We start from the raw sequence: 19288 nt of genomic DNA, 5'->3' as shown, positions 1-19288 counted from the left end.
CCCGGCTGGCTGGTCATCGCCGCCCCGGCACCGGCCCCCGATTTCGAGGCGCAGGCCACCGCGACGCCCCTGACCGTCACCCTCACCCGCGCCGAGGCGCGTCAGGCCGGGCAATTCGCCCTGCCCGATCCGCTCGCCGATCCGGTGCTCGACCTGCGCGTGGCCTCGGCCACCGCCCGCGCCTATCGCGTCGCCAAGGGCGAGTTCATCCAGATCATGGACGTGGACGGGCGCCAATGTACCGACTTCCAGTGCTTCGACGCCCGCAAGGTCGATCGCGGCATCTTCCACCCGCTCGACGTCACCACCACCCGCACGATCCAGGGCCACGACTACCCGATGCCCGGGCTGCACGGGAAATACTTCGATCATGACCTCACGCCGCTGGTCGAGGTCGTGCAGGACACCTGCGGCCGCCACGACGCCTTCGCGCTGGCCTGCAACGCCAAGTATTACGACGACATCGGCTATCCCGGCCACGCCAACTGCTCGGACAATTTCAATGGCCAGCTCGCCGCGTACGGCATCCCCGGCCGTCCCGGCTGGATGGCGGCCAACTTCTTCTTCAACACTGCCATCGACGCCCACGGGTTCATGGTCGCGGACGAGCCCTGGTCGCGGCCCGGCGACTACGTGCTGCTGCGCGCGCTCACCGATCTGGTCTGCGTCTCCTCGGCCTGCCCGGACGACACCTCTGCCGCCAACGGCTGGCACCTCACCGACATCCATGTGCGCACCTATGGCGCGGCCGAGCGCTTTTCCCGCGCCACCGCCTGGCGCCCGACCCCCGACGAGGATCCGATCATGACCCGCGAAAGCGCCTTCCACGACAGTTTCGCCGCGATGACCCGCGACTTCGCCGATTACAACGGCTTCTGGCTGCCCAACACCTTCCCCGAATGCGACCGGGTAGAAAGCTACCAGGCCTGTCGCGAGGGCGTGGTGGTGATGGATCTCTCGGCACTGCGCAAGTTCGAGGTTACCGGCCCCGACGCCGAGGCATTGCTGAACTGGGTGCTGACCCGCAACGTCGAGACGCTGGGCATCGGACAGGTGGTCTATTCGGCGATGTGCTACCCGCACGGCGGCATGATCGACGACGGCACGCTGTTCCGGCTGGGCGAGCACAATTTCCGCTGGATCGGCGGCACCGACGCGGGTGGCGCGTGGATGCGGGAAGAGGCGGCGCGGCTGGGGCTCGAGGTGATGATCCGCTCCTCCACCGACCAGATGCACAACCTCGCGGTGCAGGGGCCGAAATCGCGCGCGCTGATCTCGGCGCTGTTCTGGACCGCGCCGCACCGGCCGCAGCTTGACGAGATGGGCTGGTTCCGCTTCACCCCCGCCCGGCTCGGCGGGCCCGAGGGCGTGCCGGTGGTGATCTCGCGCACCGGCTACACCGGCGAGCTCGGCTACGAGGTCTTCTGCCATCCCAAGGACGGCGCCGAGGTCTTCGCCGCGATCTGGGAGGCGGGCCAGCCGCTGGGGATGAAGCCCATGGGGCTCGCGGCGCTCGACCTGGGCTACGATTTCTCGGACCAGACCGACCCTTTCGAGGCGGGCATCGGCTTCACCGTGCCGCTGAAGTCCAAGACCGCGGATTTCGTCGGCCGAGACGCCCTTTTGCGCCGCAAGGAGCATCCCGCCCGCAAGTTCGTCGGTCTCGAGATCGAGGGCCAGAACGCCGTGGCTCACGGCGACTGCATCCGCATCGGCCGCGCGCAGGTGGGCGAGATCTGCTCCGCCATGCGCTCGCCCCGCACCGGGCAATGGATCGCGCTGGCGAGGATCGACGTCGCCCATGCCGATGTCGGCACCGAGGTCGAGGTCGGCCAGCTCGACGGCCACCTCAAACGCTACCCCGCCAAGGTCGCGAGCTTCCCGCACTACGACCCCCAGAAGACACGCCCCCGGAGCTGAGGGCGACGGGGTCAGTCTCGCCGCGCGTCCGTGCGAAGTCGCCATCCTCTGGTACCACGCGCAGTCCGGTCAGCGAGGTTTCCACGCCCGTGGGCCAACACCCGAGATCATCGACATCCATGAGCGCGACGAGGCAATTGCAAATAGGCCCTTATTTTCCGTAATATCACATCGCCTCACCCGCGGTTGAACGCGAATGGTCCTGCCGTGTGGGCTGATCGGAAATGCCCCGAGTCGTCCAGTCTTCGGACATGTCGATGCGCCGCAAGGCAGGCGTCTAGAAGGCGATTCAGCCGTTGGGCCAAGGTATGCATGCGCACCCGAGAGGCCCGCGCAATTAACTGCGACATGCAAGGATTGCAAAGGCACCCACTGCACTTTCGTCCCGGAACCGTGGTCGCGCGCCCGTGTTCAGCCAGCAGACCTGCGAAACATCCCCGACGCCCGAAGAGCTCAGGAGTTGCGTATGACTGTGGCCAATCGACAATCGATATCGCCCGCGCCCACGGGGCCGGAGGAACCTCTGGCGCAGGCTTGCCCAGCCGACAGCACGCCGATCGGTCATTCGCCGGATGCGGCAGCCACATTACGCGGGCTCGCGGAGACGATCTCGGGTGACGGCATCGGCAGCGAAGCGCTCGCGCGGGCGTTGCGGGATGCGGCGGAACGGGACCTGTCGCTTGGGCGGCTGCTCGAAGGCCACGCCAACGCGCTCCAGCTCATACGCCACTATGCCGATCCACAGGTCGCATCGCAAAGACTGGCGGACGCCGCCAGCGGAGGGCTGTTCGGGGTCTGGGGCGCGGATGTGCCCGACCGGCCGGTCTCTGCGACGCCGGAGGGACGGCTTTCGGGCGCCAAGCGCTTCGCCTCGGGGCTCGGGTTTCTCGACAAGGCCATCGTCACCGCCGGGCGCGGACCGGAACTGCAGCTTTTCCTCGTCGACGCGTCGGACCCTGCCCGCCATGACCACGAAAGCTGGGACATGGCGGGGATGCAGGCGTCCTGCTCCGGCACCTTCGACTGCGACGGGCTCGCCGCCGAGCCCATCGGAGGCCCCGGCGTCTACACCGTCGAGCCCTTTTTCGTCGGGGGCACTTGGCGCATCGCTGCCGTCACCCTCGGCGGCATCGTCGGGCTGATCCAGCACGCGGGCCGGGTGCTGCGCGAGCGGGGACAGCAGGACGCGGAAGCGCACCTGATGCGGCTTGCGCCGATCTCCGTCCGGGCGGTCGCCGCGTGGCCGGCCATCCTGCGGGCCGCGCGGTTCGCCTCCGGTCCGGACGGCCATGCCGCGCCCGAGGAGGCAGCCGTCCTGTCGGTGTCCTGCCGGTTGCTCACCGAAGAGCTCGGGCAGGACGCCATCGCCGGCGTCGAGCGCTCGGTCGGCCTGTCGATGTTCACGACCGACGACCCGACCGGCCGGCATGCGCGGGACCTCGCCTGCTACATGCGACAGGCGACCCGCGACGCGTTCCTGCTGCGCGCGGGGCGGGCCTACCTTGGATCCGGGAAACCGCTCGGGGAGTGGCTCGACGATGACCTGTGAGCACCGCTCCCTCGCGCTCGATACGGTGCTTGCGATCCTGACCGGGCATCGCCCGATCATCGTGCTGGCACCGCACCCGGACGATGAGGCTCTGGGCTGCGGGGGCCTGCTTGCACATGCCTTCGCCACCCACGGGGCCCACGTCGTGCTCATGACCGATGGCACGCAGTCGCATCCCGGATCCACCGCTTGGCCTGCCGAGGCCCGCGCCTCCCTGCGTGCGGCGGAACTCGAGGCATCGGTCAGGGAACTCGGCGGCTCGCCCGCGGACATCACCCGCCTCGGGCTGCCAGACGCCGGCATGACCTCTTCCGACACCGGCATTCCCGCGCTTGCCCGGCAGCTGTCATCCCTGCTGTCGCGGCTCGGGGCCCGGTGCCTCTTCGCGACCGCGCAGACGGACCCGCACTGCGACCATCAAGCGACCGCCGAGATCGCACGGCAGGCCGCGCGGCTGTCCGGCGCCCGGCTCTTCTTTTATCCCATCTGGTCGCGGTGGACGGACAGCGATTTCCGGTCCGGCCTCCCGCAGACGCGGGAGGTTCGCCTCGACACCAGGGACGTGCGCCTCATCAAGGCGCGGGCGATTGCCGCGCACCAGAGCCAGTTGGGCGACATCATCTGCGACGACCCGGAAGGCTTCACGCTCGATCCCGCCTTTGTCCGGCTCTTCCTCCACGGCGACGAGCTGTTCTTCGAGGAGCACCCGGAATGAGCGGCGTGGCACCGGATCACCTGGCGGCTCTTTACGCCGAGAGCGACGATCCCTGGGATTTTCGCCAAAGCCCCTACGAGCAGGAGAAATTCCGCGCCACCTGCGCCGCCCTGCCGAGGCCGAGATACCGCTCCGTCCTCGAGCTTGGATGCGGCAACGGCGAACTCGCCCGGCACATCGCGACGCGCTGCGAAAGCTATACGGGCGTCGATGCCGTCGAGACCGCGCTCGACGCCGCCCGGCGGGCCGTCCCGCAGGGTCGCTTCGTCCGGGCCTACCTTCCCGCGCCCTTGCCGGGCGGCGACCACGACCTGATCCTGTTGTCGGAGATCCTCTATTTCCTGGACGCGCCGGGGATCCGCGACCTCGCGGAACAGATCGACCGGCGCTGGCCCGAAGCCGACCTGATCTGCGTCAGCTGGCTGGGGCCAAGCGGCAATTCGCTTCAGGGGCACGAGGCCCTGGACCTTTACCGCGACGCCACACCGCGGGCGTTCCGCTGCCTGCGGCCGGGGCCCGACTACCGCATCGACATCGCGGAGGCGGCGCGATGACGGGGATCCGCGTCCAGACCGTGCGGCCGGACGACTTCGCCAGGGTCACGTCCGTCGTCGTCGTGCCCGCGCGCAACGAAGAGAACTTCATTGCGGCCTGCCTCTCGGGTCTCTTCGCGCAGTCCGGCACGGCGCCCGCCGGGATCGTCCTGGCCGTCAACAACACCAGCGATGACACGGCGGACGTCGCTCTGTCTCTGGCACGCAGGGCCGATTGGCCGATGATCGTCGCCGAAGCACGCTACGCCCGCGGCGGCGTCGGTCGTGCGCGCCGCCTCGGACATGCCATCGCCCTCCGGGCCGCACCGCGCGCCGGCATTCTTCTCTCTACCGATGCCGATTGCCTGCCCGATCCGGACTGGCAGGCCGAAATGGAATCCGCTCTGCACGACGCGCCCGCGGTCCTCGGGCGCATCGAGGTCTCCGAGCAGGAGCTGGCGTCCTTTCCGAGCCTCTTCCTGCTCCGCCAGCGCGAGGAAACCGCCTTCGCGACGCTCGCGATGGAGTTCGAGCAGCTGATGGACCCGGTGGGCCCCGGGGGCATCGGGCTCAACACCGCGGGAGGCGCCAACCTCGGCTTCCAGAGAGGCGCCTATCTCTCGGTCGGCGGCTACCGTTCCATCCCCTCCGGCGAGGACCGGGACATCATCCAGCGGGTCCGTGCGGCCGGGCTTCGCCCCATCCGTGCCGAGACCGCGGTGGTCTGCGCCTCGATGCGGACCGACGGCCGCGCGCCCGGCGGCATGGCGGAGCAGATCATCGCGCGCTCCGCCATGGCCGACTGCAGCGTCGACAGCGCGTTGCTGCCCTTCGACGCCATGGTGTCGAACCATCTCGGCCGACCCATCGCGACGCCCCGCCTGACCCTCTCGAGGGCGCGCACCGATCTGCCCACGCTCGAGCGCTGCGTCGAAACCCTCCGGGCGCTTCCCGGCGTCGACGCCCGGCGGCGCCATCTGGCGGGACTGCTGCCTGACGATCCCCGGAAACGCAGCGACTGACTTTGCTGAGGCGGGGCGAAGGCAGTCGAGGACCCGGGGCGCTGGCTGCGGATCAGGGTCTGACTGGCGAGGCCGGGCAGCCCGCTAGTGGTTCCTTTGGCAGCCCGCTTGTCCGCAGCTCGGTGCAAGGGTTCTCTCGGATGCATCTCTTCCAGTAAAATTGGAGCAGACCCCAAATCACGGTGCGGACTTTCGCGCTGCGACGGTCAGCGCGGGAAATCTCCGGGAAGCGAGGCCGGATCTGCGAGCACAGTGTCGCGTGGGTATGGCGCACGGCAACAACGGCCCCTGCCCCTCTCCCACGTCACGCCACGCAAGCGCCCTGCCCCGTCAGGGAAAACTGTAGGACACCCCGAAGCTGACCAGTTCGTCCTCGAAGAAGCTCACGGTCGACCAGGTCCGGCTGTAGGCGGCCGTCAGCACGAGGTTGCCGTCGATGGCCAGCAGGCCGGTCACGCCGAGGCTGCGATCGCGCCGGGCGTCTCCCAGGAACATCGTCTCGGGCGAGCGCGAGAGCGACAGCCCGAGCCCGACCACCTGTCCGGCGACCGGCCACCGGATCTCGCCCGCCGCGGTCAGCAAGGCGCCGGTCTCATCCCCGGTCGGCGTGCCGTACTCGAGCGAAAGCCGTGTCGCGGAGCCCGCCCAGACCGACTCGAGACCGATCTCCGCAAGGCTGCGATAGCGCTCGTCGATGCGCTGGCGGGTCAGCGACAGCCCAAGCTCGTGGCGGTTCGCCCCGCTCTCGAAGAGCGTGCTGACGCCGAGCCGCGCCTCGTCCCGCGTCACGTCCTGAAGCTCACGCCGATCTTCGTAGTGGGTCAGGCAGAGGTCGAGGAACTGCCATTCCCTCACGTGGTTGCGGGAGCAGAGCGCAAGCCGCGCACGGGTCGTGCCCAGGTCGGGCTCCGGCGCGTAGAGCCCACCCAGCTGCGCCTGAAGCTGCACATACCGCCCGCTGTCCCAGCCGTAGCGGAGAACACCGTCGTAGGTGGCGCCGACCGCGAAGCCACCACGCGCCACGAGGTCGTCGCGCAGACGGAAGGTCAGGTCGCCAAACTCCAGCCGTTCGTTGGGCGAGCCGCCGTTCATGTTGGGGATGTAGCTGATCTGGGGATAAAGCGCCTGCTCGGCCACGAGCCTTTGCCAGCCGGTGTCCTCGAGGTAGAAGCCCTGCCGGCGCAGCAGCTGCTTGAGATCGAGCGCGGTGCCAAGATCCGGTCCGCCCGAAACCAGCCCGCGCGCCAGCGCGTAGGTCCGCAGCCTCTCGGAGGTCACCAGTTGCGTCAGGTCCCGCAACGACAGGTCCGTCGCCTGCGCCGCCACCACCTGCGGGGCGATGGCGAGGAGGCAGGACAGCAGCGCCGCGAGCCGGCGCCTAGTCGCCATAGTTGAGCTGGCTGCCCCAGAAGACGCCGTCAGCCCGCAGCCGGTCGCCATCGCTCCCCGCGGTGAAGAGCCCCGAGGTCGTCATGTTCTCGACGAGGCGCGACAGGCCTTCCTCGTCCCCGTTGAGGTTGCCGCGCAGCTGTCCCGTCGACGAGAGAAGCTGGCCGGTGTCGGCGGAGCGCGAGGTCATCTCGACGGTCCCGCCGAAGGCGCCGGTCAGCACGTTGAGAGACAGGTTCGAGGCCTGAATCGCGGTCTCGATCTCGGACCCTGCGGCGGGATCGTAGGGCGTCCGGATGTTGATCGTCACCGTCTCGCTGTCGAAATCGACGATCATGTTCTCAAGATCGCCGACGCCGCGCTGCAGGCTTCCGCCATCGACGCTGGCATAGACCTCGGCCCCGCCCCGGAAATAGTACTGCCCCGAGGCAATGAGGTTGCCGTCCCGGTCGACGTTGTCGAACGGCGCCTGATCCGCGGTCAGTCGCAGGATGCGCTCGATCTTCTCGTCGTCGCCCGAGCCCGAGACCTCGGCGATGACCTCGATGGTCATGTTCTCGACAAAGCGCGCCTCGGTCTGGGCGATCAGGTTGCGATACCCGCTCGGGCTGTCCGGGTTGGCATCGTCGAACTGCCCGAGGATCGCGTTGTCCCCGGCGTCGGTGCCGGTTTGCAGCCGCACCCGGGAATAGCCGTTGTGATCGGTCGAGTAGGTCTCGAAGGCCGGGGTGTCGATGTCCTTCCCGGCGGCCGGGGCGTTGCCTCCGGACGAACTGCCCCCACCGCCGCCACCGCCACAGGCGGCCAGGGTCAGGGTCAGGACAATGCCCGTGGCGCAAAGCCTGAGGGCAGACACGCGGGTTTTCGAGACCCCACACAAGGACAATGACGACACGCTTCGGTTCCTTCCCCATGACCAGTCTGAAGCCCCCCGGGCGGCCTCGTTGATCAGGCCGCGGCAGTGGCTTCCGCAAGAATCGCTTACACCACCGATCCGGCATCTTCCATCCGCCGCGTTGTGGCCTGCCGTGGATCGACCGCCGGAGGGTCTTTGTGAGACCGAACGGTCACGCCGGAGCGCCCTGCCCATTTTGATCCGCGGCCCCGGAGGCTGGACCTGAGGCACGAGTGTTTGGCATGGCTCCGCGTGCCCGCCGGTGAAACGCGGGGGTACCGGTCGCAGAGCTGCAATCCACGCTTGTGCCGGAGAGACGCGCGGCGCCGCCGCAGCGAAGGCGGGGACCTGATCTTCGCGACGCCGGCTCCGAGAGGCACGGTTGCGGATCAGCGGGCGGTCAGCGGGCGGGCCGGATCGCCGGTGACCGCCGCCCGCGGCGATCAGAGGTCCATGTCGAGTTCCGGCGCCTCCGCCGTCTCGGCCGCCGCGGCGGCGCGGCGTTCGGCCTCGGGTTTGTCGAGAAGCCAGACCGTCAGGTCGACCGATCCCGCCTCGTAGGCATCGCTGCGGATCCGGGCCAGGACCACCGGACCGCAATAGGGCTCGGCCTGCGCGCGCTGGTACTCCGCGTAGTCGGCGAAGGCCGAGGGCCAGCCGTAGTAACCCCATTCCGGTTGCAGGTAGCTCCCGTCCGGGGATTGCGCGATGATCTCTTCCCGGGTCTTTTCCGGCGCAAGCCGCAGGGCGTTGCTGCCGCGCAGGGTCTTGTGGCCGCCGCAGACCTCGTTCGGGTCGAGCTCCTTCGAAGGGACGCCCCAGGCCAGGGCGTCGCCGTTCTCGCGGTCGGGCGGGCCGTACTTGTCCGTCACCGCCTTGCGGACCGCGTCGACCGTCGCGGTGCCTGGCGGCAGGTAACGATAGCGCATGAGCGCGACGGCGCCCTTGGCCTCGTCTGACGGGTCGTAAATCGACAGGATGACCTCGCGGCGGTCGGGGCCGCTGAAGCCCAGGGCATGGTCGTAGATCCCCGCCTTCGCCACCGGCGGCGAGACATGGCGGACCGCGTCCGGCATCCGCCCGGCCACCATGGTCTCGACCTCGGACAGCGGCGCGCCGAGGCGCAGCCCGAGGATGTCGTAGGAGGAGGTGTCCCGCGACGGCAGCAGGCTCTGCCAGGCGTCCTCTTCGTAGCGCTCGGCCCGGACCACCCCGCGCGTGGTCTTGTCGAACTGCCAGGTCTCCACGGCCGTCACCCCGGCCCGGATCACCAGCACGCCGCGCAGGCCGGGCTGGTCGCCGGGTCCGGGCGTCAGCGGCTGCAGGCTCACGTCCGCCGCGCTGAGCAGGTAGTCGATGGCCTGCGGACCCGAGGGAGTCACCCGCGCGACCAGCGGCGTCTCCGCCAGCACCAGCGCATCGACATAGGGTGCCGCTCCGGCGTCGATCCCGGTGCGGGCGGTCGACAGGTCGCTCGACGTTCCGCGAAGTTCGATGAAATCGCATTCCGAAGCTCCCCCGGCGCCCGACGGGTGAGACGGTCGCCCCACCACCACGTGCAGCGGCGGGCCGCCGGGCTTGGTTGCGTCGCTGGCGGGGGACACCGGCGCCTGCGGCATCGCGCCGGGCAGGATCTGCTCGATCTGCGCGACGGCGGCGCGATCGGCGACGTAGGACTGCGGCAGCGGCCGCGCCTCCCGGCAACCGGTTTCCGGGTGCGGTCCGGACAGCCCCACCGACAGCCGCATCCGCTCGGGCAGCGCGGCGGCACGGGCGGCGCTCCACGCGGCGAAGGCCGGGAGCAGCCCCTCGACCAGCGCCGGGGACAGCTCGAGCTCCGGGTTCGCGAAGAACGGCCCCCATTGCGGGGTGTTCCCCGTCTTCTGGCCCCTGCGCTCGAGGGCGACGCGTTCGACCAGCATGCGCCGGAAGGCGCGGGCATCGTAGATATCCGGTTGAAGCGACAGCGCCAGCAGATCGAGACCCTCGCCATCCAGCAAAAGGGCATCCGGCGTCGTGAAGGCGGGCACGGGACCGGAGAATGTGGGCACAGCCGTTGCCGCGCCGGAGGCGTCCGCCGGTGCCGGCGCCACGGCCGCCGGAACGGCGGAAGCGGCTGCTGCGGCGGGCACTGCGAGTCCGAGCCGCGGGGCGGCTTCCAGCTGCTTCGACAGCACCACGCTCACGCCGCCGTTGCCGTCTTCGCGCAGGAACAGCAGCCGGTCGGGCCGCATCAGCTCGAGGCCGCGGCGGCGGTCCTGCTCCTCCGCGAGGGTGACATGGGCGAAGAGCAGCGCATTGCGCGGGCCGTCGATGCTGGTGATCAGCTCGTATTCGGCGGGCGTGGCGGGCAGGTGGTCGAAGGCGGCGCTCTTGGCAAAACGCAGCCCCGGCACCCCGTCGATGTTCTCGCCCATGCGGCTGGGGATCGGGAAGACGGCGACGTCGCTCAGCGGGATCCGCTGGCCTGCGGCGTCGTAGTCGCCCATCTGCACCGCGAGCCCGATCCAGAAACTGTCCGGTGCCGAGGCGATCACGCGCTGCGCTTCCTCGAGCGCGCGGGCATCGATGACGCTTTGCGGCACCTGACCCATCCGGCGGCGGAACTCCCTGCTCGAGGCGAGGTTGCGGGCCAGCTCCTCCGGCGTGCCGTGGCGCGAGGCCCAGGCGCCGAGGATCGTCTCGGCGGTGGTGGCGTAGACCTCGTCCGGCACCGGCAGGGCCTCTGCGCCCCCGGTGGCCTTCGGGGCGAAATCGCGCGTCATGAGCGGCTGCCGGCCCTCCATGTCGGCGGTGATCTGCAGCGTCTCCGGCTCCCAGGTCAGCACGACACGCTGAAGTTCGTCCAGCGTGATGGGCCCGCCGGTCTGCGGCACCGCCCGCGCCGAGACGAGCCGCATGTCGAGCCGCGCGGGCACGCTGCGTCCGGGCATTGCATCCTGCTCCAGCTGGGTCAGAAGCGCCTCGGCGGTGCCGAGTGGCACGGCCAGCGCGTCGCCAAGCCCGTCGAGCGCCCCGTCGAGGCTGCGGTTCCGCGACGGTGTCGGCAGGTAGGTCAGCTCTTCGGGCCGCAGAGCATAGGAAAACACCTCTGCGCCGATGTCGTAGTTCCCCAACTGGGCGATCCCGCGCGAGCGCACGGGCAGGGGCAGCTCGGGCGCGCGGGCCCGGATGTAGTCGGCAAGCTTGGGCTGCGCCTCCTTCAGGATCTTGGCCTGCGTGATCTCGTTGAGACTGCCGCGTTCGCCGAAGAACCCGGGCGGGACCATGCCATCGCGCGAGAGCGGATCGACGAGCTGCTCCAGCAGCATTTGCAACAGGTCGGGTGCGAACGCGCGGTCCGGGGTGCGTTCGAGCACCGCGTTCGCCCGGATGATCAGATCGGCGTGATGCGCCGCGACGTCGGGCGCGACGCCCATCGGGCCAAGGGTGCGCGGCGCGCCGGTCGCTTCCAGATACCAGTTCGACAGGCTCAGAAGGCGCCCGTCCTCGACCCCCGAGGCATAGGTCCCCGCGAAGGCTTCGAGCGTCTTGAGGTTCGCGGACCCGGCTGTCGCCGTCGCCGCGTCGCGCCGCCAGCTTGCCAGCAGGGTCTCCGGCGCCGGCGGCTCGTTGCTGCGCGTGCGGGGTTTGCGGAAGAGTCTGGCCTCGAGCACCTGCGCACGGATCTCCGCCGCGGGTCCGCGGTTGACCCCCGCGCGCTCCACGTCGTTGGGCAGCAGAACCTGCGGGTCGGACAGGGCCAGCGTGACGCGCAGGAAGATTTCGTCGGCGGGGAAAAGTTCGTTCCCGGGGCGCCCGGTGGGGTCGGGCGGCGGGTCCATCGCGCGAAGCTCATCGGGCAGCGGCAGCGGCAGGGGTGCGCTTTCCCGCAGGAACACCCGCGCCATCTTGTTGCCGACGTCCATCTGCAGCGTCCGCAGCGCCGCCGGGATCGACGGCTGGAGATCGTGATTCACGAGAAGCTTTCCGAAGCCTGCGAGTCGAAGCTCGTTCGGCTTGCCCGGCTCGCGCCGCAATAACCGCGCCGGCACCTTCAGGGTGATATGCTCCGGGATCGTCTCGGACGCGGCCCGCGCGGCGATTCCTTCCAGATAGTCGCGGCGTGTCTGCTCGACCATCGCGTTGAACTCGTAGGCTTCCTGCAGGTTCAGGCGGCCGGGATGGACCGGCCGCACGTATTCCGGATAGCCCGCCGGAAGCGGGAAACTCAGGTTGAAGCTCGGATTGCGTATCAGCGACGGCCGCTGCCCGAGAAGCCAGATGCCGAGCTGGCTGCCGACGGCTTCCTCGCCCTCGAGCCCGCGCTCGATCGGCGCGCTCGGGGCCGGAGCCGCCGCGACGGCGACCGCCATCGGCGCGGTGCCATCGCCCCCCGCAACCGGCGCCGCGCCGCCCGCAAAGGGCGCCGGAACCTCGGGCGCGGCCATGAGCGCGGCGCTCAGAGGCGCTTCGGCCGGGGTCGCACAGAACTCCATGAGCATTGCCAGCGCCGCAGAGCTGCCGGACAGCCCGGCCTCGACCACCGGTGTCTGCCCCGTCGACAGGCTCAGGCGGGTGCCGCTGACGAGCGCCGCGACCAGCGGTGCGCCCACCGGGAGCGTCCCGGTCAGGACACCGGCATGGGCGGACATCGTCAGGTTTCCCTGCATCGCCGCGTCGACAAACACCGAAAGCGCGACAGGTCCCGTCGGCAGCGTGGCGGCAGCAGGCGCCACGACCCGGAGCGTCAGCATCCCGGAGAGCGCGGCACCGCTCGTCGGCCGGGCGCACTCCAGCGCCACGCGGGCAACCGGGTCGACCGTCTGCGCCATCGCCGCGCTGCTGCCCGGCGTCCGGATGAAGCTCCAGCGCCCGTCGAGCTGCGCCGCGGCGGAAGACATCCCAGGGGCGCCACCGGGGCCGTCCCCCGTTCCCGAGGTCACCCGCAAAGCGTAAGGCCGGCCTCCCCGGCCGATGATCTCGACCGAAACGAGGCCGCCCCCCATCACGAGGGCGCGCGCATCGTTCTTCATCTCTCCGCGTGACAGCATGTCGGGCAATGCCGCGCGCATCGTGCGATCGCCGAAGACCCCGTCGCTCGAGTCCTCGGGCTGACGGATCCCGAAGCGATGGTAATTCGCCCGCTCCTGCGCAAGGATCTGGCCTGGCTGGCTCAGCGGCCGACCGCCGGAATTGTAGTGGTCGGACGAGGTGATCATGGCGGTGTAGCGGCCCAGCACCTCCTGCGCCTCTGCTCCGATGCCGAGGGACAGCGCCAGCGCCAGTCCAAGTGCCATGCTCTTGCGAAGAAAATCGGGCATTCGGTTACCTCGTATTTGCTGCAATGCGGGAGTGCAGGATGAGCTCGGGTCGGTATTCGAAGTGCATGCCGTCGAAATGGTGCCACTTGCCGCCCCAGATGAAGCCGTAGGCCTCGAAGGCCTCGATCACCTCGGGCGGGATGCGGTTGTCATAGGCCCCTACCTGTCCCTCGGTGGCCCCTGACCAGCGCCAGTAGCCTCCGAGGTCGGCATTGAGATCGACGGCGATGCCGTAGCTGTGGGCGCTCAGCCGGTCGGTGCCGCTGATCCGGCGCCAGTTGAACCCGCCGCCGGGCGTGCGGAAAGCGGCTTTCACCGCGCCGGAGCCACCATCGAGCCGGGCAACCACGGCACGCAGCTGGCAATCGACCCCGCGGTGCGAGGTGACCATCACGGCGCCGTCCGAAAGCCCGGAGAACCCGACCCGGACGAGGCTGTTGCGCGCCGCCGCCTCCGACGAGAACCAGAGCATCGCGAAGAGCGGCGTGTTGCGGAACCGGCCCGGATCGAAGAACGGCGCGGTGCGTTGCTCCAGCGCCTCGGGCGACGAGCCGAGCGGATAGGTCTGCAGGAACTGGTCCATCGGGCTGGCATCGACCAGCGCCTGCCGCGGCCCAATGTCCCGCGCGGTTCCCAGCGGCAACCAGTTCGCGCCATCGTGCGAGATCGCGGCCCCGTCCGGCGAGAGCATCAGGTCGGGATAGGCCGCCAGAAGCGCCCGTACCGCGGGCGGCCGCGAGTCCTGCGGAAGCGGTAGCTCGGTGAAGTCGATGGCGGAGCAGGCGACAGCCTGGGCTGCCGCGAAAAGCGCGGCACAGGCGGCGATCCAGAGGGTCGGTAATGCGCGGAACATCAAACAGGAAGCCAGGAAATGCCAGGGATTGGCGCTCGGAAAGAATAAGAATTGAAGGCAATTTGAATGAGCCTAGGCCGATTCGTCGCATCTGAGAAGCGAGGATCACCCCTGGCCTCAGGTGTTTGATCCCATGGTTTGATGGTGCGATCCATTCGTTGGAATGGAAGGCGGCCCTATGGGACAAACTCGTCACTGCAGCGCCACGCACTGCCACCCGGCAGTGGTTTGCGCAGCAAACCATGAGAGGGCACGCACGCCATCCGAGCTGCAATACAGCGATCCACTGCCCGGCAGGGTCATGCGAAGACTGAGCCCGAAAGGGGCAAGACTCTCTCGCGGCGCCAAGCCGGACCTCGGGAGTGAGAAGGATCGGAAAACGATCCAGTGAGTCGTTTTTTCGACGAACCCAAAGACGGTCGCGACGTGGCGCACGCTTGAGACGGCCGAGGATCTTCAGGCTGGTCCGAAGGAACCGCGCCCGACCGTTCCCAGCGAGGCCGAGGCGGCGACGATCGTCACATTCCGAAGGCATATGCTGCTGCCGCCGGACGACTGTCTCTATGCCCTTCAGCCGTCGATCCCGCATCTGGCCCGCTCCGCACTGCATCGCTGACTTCAGCGATGAGGGCCCGTGGGCGAGGTGTTGCCAGGTGTTACAGCCCGCCGAAGTGGAAGGCCTAGGTCTCGAGGTATTCCTCGATCCCTTCCCGCGCGTCCTCGCGACCGAGACCCGAGGCCTTCACCCCGCCGAAGGGCGCCTCGGCGTGGCTTACCGCACCGGTGTTCAGCCCCACCAGTCCTGCTTCCAGCGCCTCGCCGAAGCGGAAGGCGCGGGCCATGTCGGTGGTGTAGAAATAGGCCGCAAGGCCGAAGGGCGTGCCATTGGCGATCTCCAGTGCCTCCTCCTCGGTCTCGAAGCGGAAGATCGGAGCGACCGGGCCGAAGGTTTCCTCGGAAGCGAGGCGCATCTCCTGTGTGGCGCCGGTCAGCACCACCGGGACGGCGAATTGCGCGGGCAGATCGCGCGTGGCCGTGGCGCGGCTTGCACCCCTGGCCAGCGCGTCCTCGACGTGGGCGGTGATCTTGCTGATTGCGGCGGCGTTGATCATCGCATTGGGGAAGTTCCGCGACGTGATGATCGCGCAGACGCCCACCGGCTCCTTCATGGCGAAGATCTTCTTGCCCGGCTCCGGCGAGGGGATGATGTGGCCGTTGATCCGCCGGGCTTCCTCGGCGAACCAGCGCACGATGGAGGCGCCGCCTCGCGGAAGAGGTCGGGATCGGTGAGGCTTGTCCGGATGTCGGCGGCAAAGGCGGTGTGAAGGGTAATGTCTCAGGCCTCCAGGGCGGCGATGACGGCTGCGGTGATCTCATCGGTGGTGTTCAGGCCGGGGCGAATGCCGATGCCCTTGGCGGTCGCAGCCTCGATGGCGGAAAGCACGGCGGCCGAGACCTCGGCCTCGCCAAGGTGGTCAAGCATCTTCGCAACCGACCAGATGGCGGCGATCGGGTTGGCGATGTTCTTGCCGGCGATGTCGGGCGCCGAGCCGTGCACCGGCTCGAACATCGAGGGAGCGCTGCGGTCGGGGTTGATGTTGGCCGAGGCCGCAAAGCCGAGCCCGCCCTGAATGGCGGCGCCGAGGTCTGTGAGAATGTCGCCGAAGAGGTTCGAGGCGACCACCACGTCGAGATCCTGCGGCGCCATCACCATCTTGGCGGCCATGGCGTCGATGTGCATGTGGCTGACGGTGACATCGGGATACTCGGCGGCCAGCTCGCGCGTCACCTCGTCCCAGAACACCATCGAGTATTTCTGGGCGTTGGACTTGGTCACCGAGGTCAGGTGCCCCCGGCGGCTGCGCGCCTGCTCGAAGCCGAAGCGCAGGATGCGCTCGACCCCGGCACGGGTGAAGACCGAGGTCTCGACCGCCACCTCGTTGTCCTTGCCCTCATGCACGCGGCCACCGGCGCCGGAGTATTCGCCCTCGGTATTCTCGCGGATGCAGAGAATGTCGAAGCCCTCCGCCTTCAACGGCCCCTCGACCCCGGCGAGAAGCCGGTGCGGGCGGATGTTGGCGTACTGGTTGAAGGCCTTGCGGATCGGCAGCAGCAGCCCGTGCAGCGACACCGAGTCCGGCACCGTCGCCGGCCAGCCCACGGCGCCGAGGTAGATCGCATCGAAGCCGCGCAGCGTCTCGATGCCGTCCGCGGGCATCATCCGGCCGTGCTCGAGGTAATACTCGCAGGACCACGGGAAGGAGGTGGTGTCGAAGGCGAAACGCCCCTTGGCGGCGGCGCCCAGCACTTCCATCGCGGCATCGGTCACGTCAACGCCGATCCCGTCACCGGGGATCAGGGCAAGGTTATAGGTCTTCATGGAAAGCTCCTCAATTCACAGGTCGATCAGTACGGACTTGCTGCGCCGGTTTGCAAGGTGGGCCTCGCGGCCGAGGTCCTTGCCGAGGCCCGAGGCCTTCCAGCCGCCGGTCGGCAGGATGTGGTCGCGCGAGCGGCCATAGCGGTTGATCCAGACGGTCCCGGCCTCGAGCCGCCGCGACAGGCACAGCGCCCGGCTGACATCGCGGGTGAAGAGGCCAGCGGCCAGCCCGTAGGTCGGATGGGCGGCCAGCGCCATGGCCTTTTCCTCGCCCTCGAAGGTCTGGAAGGTGGCGACGGGGCCGAAGATTTCCTCAGTCACCGCCGGGTTGTCCTGCGTGACCCCGGCGATCAGCGTCGGCTGGTAGTAGCTGCCCTCGCGCGAGAACGGCGCGCCGACAGAGGACCTCGCCCCCCTGCCCCGCCGCCGCCCGCCGACCCCCGGGTTCACCGCCTTCTGGCTGCGCTCGTCGCGAGTCATCACGTTGACGATGCAGTTGTTGCCGGCCGGCGCGACCGGCATTCGGTCGGGGATCGCCTGAACGAAGGCGCCGAAGATCACCGAGCGCAGGCCGACCGCCGCCGGGGCGACCGGGTTCAGCACTGTGCCCTCGGGCGCGATGCAGGTGAAGGGGCGGCTCAGGCCGGTGTTCAGCAGGATGCGCAGGTTCAGCGTGTAGAGCACGTAGTAGACGCCCACGAGCAGAATGGTGTACAGCGGATCGCCGCCCGAGGGCACGTTGAGCGACGATGCCAACTGCGGGTCCGAGCCGGTAAAGTCGAGGATAGCCTCGTCGCCGCGGCTGGTCAGCGTCAGCTTCAGGCGGCAGGGGTTGGCCTCGTCACTGTCCTCGGCGGCGTAATCGGCGACGACATATTTGCCATCGGGGAGCTCCGAGAGGATCGCACGGGCCTGCGCCTCGGCCTGCTCCTTCGGCGCCGCGACACCCGACGGGAAACCGCGACGGCCGAAACGCTCGATCATCGCATGCACCTTGCGCTCGCCGGTGCCGAGCGCGCCGACCAGCGCCTTGATGTCGCCGATGTTGAGCGCGGGCTTGCGCACGTTGGTCGACATGATCCCCATGATCTGCTCGTCGAAGACCCCCTCGCGCACCAGTTTCATCGGCGGGAAGCAGACCCTCCTGATGGATCTCGGTCAGCGAGCGCGACAGCGAGGCGGGCACCGCGCCGCCCATGTCGGTGTTGTGGATGTGCCCGCCGGTCCAGGCGACGATCTCGCCCTCCGAAAAGACCGGCTTCCAGAGGTGGGTGTCGGGCGCGTGGGTGGCCACGTGGCCCGAGTAGGGATCATTTGTGAAGGCGACGTCGCCGGGGCGGTATTCCTCGTCCACCACGTCGATGGCGCGGCCATAGGTCAGCCCCGGATACCAGGTCGCGCCCAGCTCCATCGGCACGGCGAATGTGTCGCCCGCGCGGTCCATCAGCATGACGGTGAAATCCTGCGTCTCCTTGACGAAGGCGGAATGCGCGGCGCGGCATCCGCGTGCGCCTGATCGAGCGCGGCCATGTCGGTACCGGGGCCACCGTTGCCTCCTTTGGCAACATCCGCCGCACCGGCCGGGCGCTCGAGCAATTGCCGCTGGCGAAGCGCGCGCTCGACCTCTGGAGCCGTGCCGAGGAACTGCTCGGCCGCGACGTCGAATTCCGCGCCACCGGTCACCGGCGGCTGATTCTCGGCGAGACCTCGCGCGCCGACATGCTGCGCTTTGCCGAGGCCGCGCGGCCCTTGAGGCCAGAGCTCGACCAGCGGAGCCCGCAGAGATCCGACGCCGCTTTCCCGACCTCGGCCCCTCGGCGATCGGCGCCAGCTTCTCGCCCCGCGACGGCAGCGCCAACCCGCGGCTGGTCGCCCCCGCCTTCACCGAGGCAGCTTCCCGCGCCGGGGCACAGATCATCGCCCATGCCGGCGAGCCCCAGGTCGAGAAAACGGAGACCGGCTTCCAGCTCGGGCCCGGCACCGGCGACACCATGGCCGAGCTGATCGCGACCGGCACCAGCACGACGCCTGTCGCGGCGATGTCGATCGCGAGGTTCGCGGCGTGAGGTCAGAATTTCGCCACCCGTCCCCATTGCGAGGTTTCGAAACGGCTCAGCTTGTACTGCGCCGTGTCGGTGATCGGCTCGCGCCCGATCAGCATGTCCGCCACCAGATGCCCGACCCCCGGCCCGATGCCGAAGCCGTGGCCCGAGAGCCCCGCCGCCAGCGTCAGCCCGGGGATGCCGATGTCCGTATCGATCACCGGCACGCCGTCGGGGGTACTGTCGATATAGCCCGCCCACTTGGCCTGCACCGGCACATTCTCGAGCGCAGGAAGCAGCTTGCGGGCGCGGGCGAGGGCTTCGCTGACCAGGATTTCGGACGGCTTGGGGTCGAGGATGCGCATCCGCTCCATCGGCGTCTCGCGGTCGAGCGCCCAGATCTCGCGCGTCTCGAAGCCGGCCTTCCAGGCCTGAAGGCCACCCAGCGACAGCGCGCGCCAGCGCTTGGCGAACATCGGCAGGAAATGCTTGGCCCCGCGGATCGCCCCGGGCGTGGGATCGAGGTTGCTGCGCCCCGAGATCGCCAGCGTGTGCGTCCCGTCGCCGCGTCGGGTGATCGAGACGGCGGCGGTGTGCAGCGCCGGCGGCAGCCCTTCGGCCCCGGGCCCCACCGACAGGATCGAGCTGCGCACCGAGGCCTGCGGGAAGACGATGCCCGACTGGTGC

13 protein-coding genes and 3 pseudogenes are annotated in these 19288 nt (G+C 69.2%); 7 read left to right on the top strand and 9 right to left on the bottom strand.

Annotated features, from left to right (window positions below):
* The 5 genes from HC022_RS06565 to HC022_RS06545 all read left to right on the top strand — a co-directional run.
* The coding region (locus tag HC022_RS06565; protein WP_167451867.1) for a DUF1989 domain-containing protein at window positions 1-1920 on the top strand (1920 nt) is incomplete at its 5' end.
* Window positions 1921-2386: 466 nt separating this feature from the next.
* Window positions 2387-3469: an acyl-CoA dehydrogenase family protein gene (locus HC022_RS06560; protein WP_254884967.1), complete on the top strand. Its 1083-nt coding sequence runs from the start codon at window positions 2387-2389 to the stop codon at window positions 3467-3469.
* A complete protein-coding gene (locus tag HC022_RS06555; protein WP_254884966.1) occupies window positions 3423-4184 on the top strand; it encodes a PIG-L deacetylase family protein in 762 nt (253 codons plus the stop codon). The genes HC022_RS06560 and HC022_RS06555 overlap by 47 nt, the downstream gene beginning before the upstream one ends.
* Window positions 4181-4738, top strand: coding sequence for a class I SAM-dependent methyltransferase (locus HC022_RS06550; protein WP_089963820.1), 558 nt, complete (start codon window positions 4181-4183; stop codon window positions 4736-4738). The genes HC022_RS06555 and HC022_RS06550 overlap by 4 nt, the downstream gene beginning before the upstream one ends.
* Window positions 4735-5739, top strand: coding sequence for a glycosyltransferase family 2 protein (locus HC022_RS06545; RefSeq protein ID WP_167451866.1), 1005 nt, complete (start codon window positions 4735-4737; stop codon window positions 5737-5739). Before HC022_RS06550 ends, HC022_RS06545 begins: the two co-directional genes overlap by 4 nt.
* 330 nt (window positions 5740-6069) lie before the next feature.
* On the opposite strand, the gene HC022_RS06540 is transcribed toward HC022_RS06545, so the two are convergent.
* From HC022_RS06540 to HC022_RS06525, 4 genes are all read right to left on the bottom strand, one after another.
* Window positions 6070-7128 (bottom strand): hypothetical protein, encoded by a 1059-nt coding sequence (locus tag HC022_RS06540; protein ID WP_167451865.1) that lies wholly within the window; start codon window positions 7126-7128, stop codon window positions 6070-6072.
* Entirely contained in the window at window positions 7118-7984 is an 867-nt protein-coding gene (locus HC022_RS06535) for a ribosome-recycling factor (RefSeq protein WP_167451864.1), read from the bottom strand. The genes HC022_RS06540 and HC022_RS06535 overlap by 11 nt, the downstream gene beginning before the upstream one ends.
* Window positions 7985-8466: 482 nt before the next feature.
* Entirely contained in the window at window positions 8467-13326 is a 4860-nt protein-coding gene (locus HC022_RS28555) for a hypothetical protein (protein ID WP_175583479.1), read from the bottom strand.
* Window positions 13327-13330: 4 nt separating this feature from the next.
* A complete protein-coding gene (locus HC022_RS06525; RefSeq protein WP_254884965.1) occupies window positions 13331-14179 on the bottom strand; it encodes a M15 family metallopeptidase in 849 nt (282 codons plus the stop codon).
* Between the two features lie 427 nt (window positions 14180-14606).
* Here HC022_RS06525 and HC022_RS29020 point away from each other — a divergent pair.
* Window positions 14607-14792, top strand: a pseudogene (locus tag HC022_RS29020) (IS481 family transposase); the annotation flags it as partial.
* 67 nt (window positions 14793-14859) lie between these two features.
* On the opposite strand, the gene HC022_RS06515 reads toward HC022_RS29020, so the two are convergent.
* From HC022_RS06515 to HC022_RS28715, 4 genes and pseudogenes are all read right to left on the bottom strand, one after another.
* A complete protein-coding gene (locus HC022_RS06515; RefSeq protein WP_368484620.1) occupies window positions 14860-15429 on the bottom strand; it encodes an aldehyde dehydrogenase family protein in 570 nt (189 codons plus the stop codon).
* Window positions 15430-15515: 86 nt separating this feature from the next.
* On the bottom strand, window positions 15516-16559 hold the full coding sequence (locus tag HC022_RS06510; RefSeq protein ID WP_167451863.1) for a tartrate dehydrogenase: 1044 nt from the start codon (window positions 16557-16559) through the stop codon (window positions 15516-15518).
* A 15-nt stretch (window positions 16560-16574) separates the two neighbouring features.
* Window positions 16575-17039, bottom strand: coding sequence for an aldehyde dehydrogenase family protein (locus HC022_RS28720; protein WP_254884968.1), 465 nt, complete (start codon window positions 17037-17039; stop codon window positions 16575-16577).
* Window positions 17025-18003 (bottom strand): annotated as a pseudogene (locus HC022_RS28715) (hydantoinase B/oxoprolinase family protein); the annotation flags it as partial. The gene HC022_RS28720 and the pseudogene HC022_RS28715, both read right to left, overlap by 15 nt.
* 62 nt (window positions 18004-18065) lie before the next feature.
* Between HC022_RS28715 and HC022_RS29800 the strand changes: the two are divergent.
* Window positions 18066-18625 (top strand): annotated as a pseudogene (locus tag HC022_RS29800) (NAD(P)/FAD-dependent oxidoreductase).
* Between the two features lie 2 nt (window positions 18626-18627).
* Here the strand turns inward: HC022_RS29800 and HC022_RS06495 are convergent.
* Window positions 18628-19288: FAD-binding oxidoreductase (locus tag HC022_RS06495; RefSeq protein ID WP_167451862.1), on the bottom strand; the 661-nt coding region annotated here is incomplete at its 5' end.

Origin of the sequence: Salipiger sp. HF18, from assembly GCF_011806505.1 — a bacterium.
In the GTDB taxonomy this organism is placed as follows: domain Bacteria; phylum Pseudomonadota; class Alphaproteobacteria; order Rhodobacterales; family Rhodobacteraceae; genus Salipiger; species Salipiger thiooxidans.
Note: the sequence above shows the minus strand (reverse complement) of the source record. Positions and strands in the feature narration are given on the sequence as shown.

Excerpts from the sequence above, each read along its gene's own strand:
- HC022_RS28720 (WP_254884968.1), bottom strand. The coding sequence starts at position 17,039 with ATGACTCGCGACGAGCGCAGCCAGAAGGCGGTGAACCCGGGGGTCGGC.
- HC022_RS06545 (WP_167451866.1), top strand. The coding sequence starts at position 4,735 with ATGACGGGGATCCGCGTCCAGACCGTGCGGCCGGACGACTTCGCCAGG.
- HC022_RS06510 (WP_167451863.1), bottom strand. The coding sequence starts at position 16,559 with ATGAAGACCTATAACCTTGCCCTGATCCCCGGTGACGGGATCGGCGTT.
- HC022_RS28555 (WP_175583479.1), bottom strand. The coding sequence starts at position 13,326 with ATGCCCGATTTTCTTCGCAAGAGCATGGCACTTGGACTGGCGCTGGCG.
- HC022_RS06525 (WP_254884965.1), bottom strand. The coding sequence starts at position 14,179 with ATGTTCCGCGCATTACCGACCCTCTGGATCGCCGCCTGTGCCGCGCTT.
- HC022_RS06560 (WP_254884967.1), top strand. The coding sequence starts at position 2,387 with ATGACTGTGGCCAATCGACAATCGATATCGCCCGCGCCCACGGGGCCG.
- HC022_RS06550 (WP_089963820.1), top strand. The coding sequence starts at position 4,181 with ATGAGCGGCGTGGCACCGGATCACCTGGCGGCTCTTTACGCCGAGAGC.
- HC022_RS06540 (WP_167451865.1), bottom strand. The coding sequence starts at position 7,128 with ATGGCGACTAGGCGCCGGCTCGCGGCGCTGCTGTCCTGCCTCCTCGCC.